Source organism: uncultured Rikenella sp. (assembly GCF_910579375.1).
Taxonomy (GTDB): Bacteria; Bacteroidota; Bacteroidia; order Bacteroidales; family Rikenellaceae; genus Rikenella.
The window spans coordinates 1-5141 of record NZ_CAJTUJ010000132.1 but is presented as its reverse complement, the minus strand read 5'-3'; the positions used below and the strand labels follow the sequence as shown (position 1 = coordinate 5141).

Below are 5141 nucleotides of genomic sequence, written 5' to 3'. Positions count from 1 at the left end.
CCCGTCAGACGCCACCAGTCCCACATCTTGATCGGCTGGTTGTAGCAGTAGATCCACATCTGGCCCACGATTGCTTCTTTCTTGTCCGTAGCGTTGGCCAGGGCCTGAGCAGCTACATAAGGCGCGATTTTATCGGTGATGGAATAAACCCCGGCATCGTTGATCCCTTCAACTTGCGGATTGACCACAACATCATCATATTTAGCAGCTGGATTGGTTGCCACCTGCACATCATAGCGGATCGCATCGGCCTGCAACTCTTTCATAGCTTCCGTCAGAGCGGCTTCATACCATGCGTCAGCCGTTTTGCCGGTAGCGACTCCATCGAGCGTCAGGTATGCCATCATGAAGCAGAATTCCGGATAAGTGTACAGCGGAGTGCGATAGAAATAGCTATACGAATCACTCGTAGAACCGTCATAGCCGTTAGCACCGGAATCGCCCACGTCATTACTGAACTTCTTACCTCCACAAGAGACGACGTAACGTCCCTGCGGACGGCTGGCGATCTCGAATGTGTATGAAACCGACGGGTTTTCGACTTCATCCGTATCGGTCGGATCGTTCGGATTGACTACTGTCCAGGGAGCCTTTGCTTTGTTTCCTGCATCATCGCCCGGCACATAGCCCGGGCAATAGAACCGGAACGTAACGGTACGGTATCCCCAGAATTGACCCGGCTCGGCTTTCTCATAATCATACGGGTTCGGCGACATCCCCTGGTAAGCCAGCATCGGATCGGCTTCGAAATCGAATACCCCGTTCCAGCTTTTCAAGCTCCAGGTCTTCGTTTCTTTGTCGTAAACCATGCGGTTTTCCAACGAGTCCGGGAAGAAACGAGCGATCCATTCCAAATCTTCGTTGGCAGCATACAGGCTATTGGCGCGTGCCAGGAGCGGCAGACGCGGGTCGTTCAACTCCTTCAGGTAAGAGATGAAGTTGTCGGATACAGCATACAATACACTAACTTCGTTCGGGCCGTCCGAGTTGTAAACAGCATTGTTCGAGCCACCGCCATTTACGTGCGTATAAGCCCCGTCTGCAGCCGTTTCGAACCATTTGCCGTTCGTTTCGGCCAAGACTTTGTCGAAACGAGCCGGGTCGGCAGCTTTCATGATCCAGGCCATGTACAACCGGTAAGAGTTCGCGAACTTCGTCCACAGCGTACGCTGTGCGTCATAATCAGTCCGTGCTTCCGGTGCCGTTTTGGCCGCATTGCTTACCTTATACCCGTAGATCGGGTCGTAAATGCCCACTTCGGACTGTCCTTCTTTTTTCTGTTCCAGTACGGCAATGTAGTCGGCCAGTTCGTCGTCCAACGATTCGTAGACTTCGTTGCTGAAGATGTCATAAACCGGCGTGGTAATCCCTTCGGTGATTGCCTTGAAACCGTCGCTGTAGACCGCCGCACCGTAGTTCTGGAACACCCGGAAAGCATGATAGATTTGCATGATCCCGGCCATTGCCCGCAGGTCCTGATATTGCAGGGCTTCGGTTTCCGTCAGGTTGTCATTGAGGTAAGTCTGCAAGAGAACCATTTTGTAACCGACGCTGTAGAGCCAGTCATAATACAGGCCGATCTGTCCCGGAGACGAGTAGCTAAGCCCTTGCACATCGCAATAGGTGCCATTCGCAGCCCCCTGATAGTTTACGAAGTACTGCATCATCTGCCCTTCGCTGCTGGCCCGATACTGGATAGCCCCACGAGAGGAATAGTCGAGATCGGCCATAGCATTCATGAACATGTACCGCGGGTCGGTCTCCCCGATGGTCTCCGGGTTGGTGTTCAGCTCGCGCATCTTGTCCTTACAGCCGACAAGCGCCAGAGCAGCCAAACCGCCGATCAAATATTTTGTTATTTTCATATGAAAAATTCTTGTTTAGTTTTAAAACTTCAGGTTGGGTCGAACAGAGAGGTTTTAGAACCGCAGGTTCAGGCTAACCGAGAAGTTGCGAACAAACGGAGTGGTACTGTAGTCATACGGAGTCAATGCATTGTTCGAGATGAATGATTCCGGATTCGACTTGTTGTACATTTTATTTACGATGTAGCAGACGTTACGAGCGGTGAACGACAGGCGTGCCGACTGCAAACCGACGTGTTTGATCCATTTTTCCGGGAAGTTGTAACCCAGGGTCAACTCACGCAAAGCCATGTAAGATTGAGACGATACCTGGAAGTTCGCACTACCGCCACGATAGTGATACCATGCCGAAGCCAATACCGGCTGGATGTGTCCTGCGTCGACCGCTTCGCGGTAGGTCATGCCGCCGAGATAAACCTCTTCGCCGGTTTTCATGGAAATAACAGTCGAATTGTTCTTGCTTTCCCAGAATACGGCATCCGGAATAATCCCGTTGTACTCGATGTCACCCTTGTAGTTCACACGAGCCACCCCGCCGTGTTCTGTGTCACGACCGTACAACGTAGCTTTCAACCCACCCGGAGAATTCAGATAGGTACCGACCAAAGGCTGAATCGAGTTACCGCCCGAGCGACCGTCGATCTGTGCATAGAAGTCGAGCGAACCGCTGCTGTTCGGCAGGTTCACCTGCACCGAGGTGTTGATACCGTAGGTGAAGTCCGGTTCCACACGCCCTAAGATATCGGTAATGTGATCCTTTCCGCCCCAGTATTCCGAATTCTCGCCGTAATAACCGGAAATGTTATTCGCCGTCAGGTAAGAATAAGCTGAGTTCGTATAAGCGTTACCGTTGCCGTACTGTGTTGCGTTTGCAGTCTGGAACGTATTGTCATCGAGCGAGCCGCGATAATAGATCAAACGTTTCCCGTTGCGCGGGTCGTTCGGATCGTCCGGGTTGTTGTACAATGCGATCGGGTTCGAATAGCTGTAACCGTTCCCTGCGGTGATCACACCGAACGGGCCGTTTTCGAAAGCGGTTACCTGAAGACCGTTCGCACCGTCCCACTGATAGCCTGAAATCACATAATAGTTGATTCCGTTGGCCAACTCTTTAATCTTACCGCGGTTGCGGCTCAGGTTGGCACCGATGTTCCAATTCACGGTACGCGTCCGGATCGGGGTCACGTCCAACTGGAATTCCCAACCCTGGTTCTGGATGTTACCGGCATTGATCAACTGAGAGGTCACACCCGATTCATCCACTGCGGACAACGAAAGGATCTGGTTCTTGGTGTTGGTCTTGTAGTAAGCTACGTCCAACCCGATCATCCCGTTCAGGAAACGCAGGTCGGCACCGAACTCGATAGAGGTCTGAACCTCAGGCTTCAGGTCGAAGTTCGGCAGGGTCGAATAGTTCGGGCTGGCATTCATGATGTTGCCGTTTGTCGGACCATAAATAGATTCAACCTTATAACCGCCGCCGCCTTTGGCTGTGTCATAAGCACTGGTACCTTTACCTACCTGTGCCCACGATGCACGCAGTTTACCGAACGAAAGGATCTTCGGATCGATGTTGAACGTATCGGAGAATACCCACGATGCGTTCACCGACGGATAGAATACAGAGTAGTTGTTCTGTCCGTACGGAAGCCAGCTCGGATACATCAGCGAAGAAAGCCAGTCGTTACGCCCGGTTACTTCGAGATAAACCTGGTCTTTCCACGAGAGGTTCACAACGCCGGCCACCCCGATGGTCATCGAGTTACGCGGGGTATAACCTACGCTGTAATTACCGACTTCCAATGCCTGAGCCGAGTTCGAGAACGAGAAGAGACCCGGAGTAATCAGACCACCTCTGGTGCTCTTGCTATAAGAAGTCGAACGGGTGTTCCCGTAGACTTCACCCAAGACACGTACATCGAGTTCGAGGTTGTCGTCCAGGAAGCGGTTGTTGCTGTGCAACTGAGCGATACCGTCGTAAGAACCGCTGTGGTCACCTGCAACTTTGTACTGACCTTCGCTGACATACCCGGCATTCTTCGTTTCGGTGAAGACATCCCACTTGTTGTAGCTGACGCTGACGTTGGCGTCCAACCAGTCGGTGAACTGGGCGCTTAAACCCAACTGGGCGATGATCGTCTGTTCGTTCCGGTTGGTGTTGTTGTCGTACTGAGACTTGAGCCAGGAGTTAATAGTACTCAAGCTGCCGGTCCCGTAGGTCTGATGAGTTTCCGGGTTGATGTAGTGATTCTTATACCACTGCAAGTCGGTGCTCCGGTTAGCATAATAACCCCCGGCCATCATGGCCACCGTAGTCGCCCATGCGCCACCGGTAGTAAACGCAGCATTTTTCGTATTCGAATTCGAGTACTGCAAGGTCAGGTTGGTTGAGAAGATGTCGTTGATCTTGCCGTTCGCCGTGAAATTGATCGAGTGACGGTCGAAAGAGTTCTTCGGCATATTCCCGTCGCCGTTCATGTACCCGTACGAAAGACGGAAAGTCGCCTTTTCAGAACCGCCGGTCAACGCCACGCTCACGTTGTCGTAGTTGCTGTTCTGGTAGAAAATTTTCCAGCTGTCCGGATAAGCCACATAAGCTTCAGCCGGGTTGTCGATCCCGTCCGGAGCGTAGTACTTGTAGAATTGGCGCAACTGTTGTCCTTTCATCGAGGCGAAAGAGGGACCGTAAGAATAATTGAGGTAACTACCATATGTATAGTCTTTACCTTCAATTACACCGCCTTCGAAACCATTTCCACCCCAGCCTACCCCATATTCATTCTGAAGCGGAGCGGCGAAATCATAGATCTGTCCCCATTCGTGCGAGTAGTTCACTTCAACGCCGATCCCCTTGCGAGCCTTGCCGCTCTTGGTGGTGATCACGATAGCGCCGTTGGCCCCGCGAGAACCGTACAATGCAGTTGCAGCGGCACCTTTCAGCACGGTAACCGATTCGTAGTCGTCCGGGTTCAGGTTCTTCAACTGGTTACCATAAGCGGTATTTTCGTTGTTCCCGAAGTTCCGACCGGCATCCTGCTGTGCATATTCCATGATAATCCCGTCAATCACATAGATCGGCGAGTTATTCTTGTCCAGAGACTTGTTACCGCGGATCGTCACGGTCGGAGCGGTCGTGATACCACCCGAACCGCCGGCTGCAATCTGCACCCCTGCTACTTTCCCCTGCAAGGCATTCGCCGGGCTCAAAGTATTGGTACGTGCCAATTCGTCGCCTTTGACGGTAGAGGTGGCATAACCCAGCGAGCGGTTTTGCTT

At 52.2% G+C, this 5141-nt stretch carries 2 protein-coding genes; both read right to left on the bottom strand.

Annotated features, from left to right (window positions below):
• Positions 1-1865: SusD/RagB family nutrient-binding outer membrane lipoprotein (locus tag QZ302_RS08465; RefSeq protein WP_294594444.1), on the bottom strand; the 1865-nt coding region annotated here is incomplete at its 3' end.
• Positions 1866-1919: 54 nt separating this feature from the next.
• The coding region (locus QZ302_RS08460; protein ID WP_294594442.1) for a SusC/RagA family TonB-linked outer membrane protein at positions 1920-5141 on the bottom strand (3222 nt) is incomplete at its 5' end.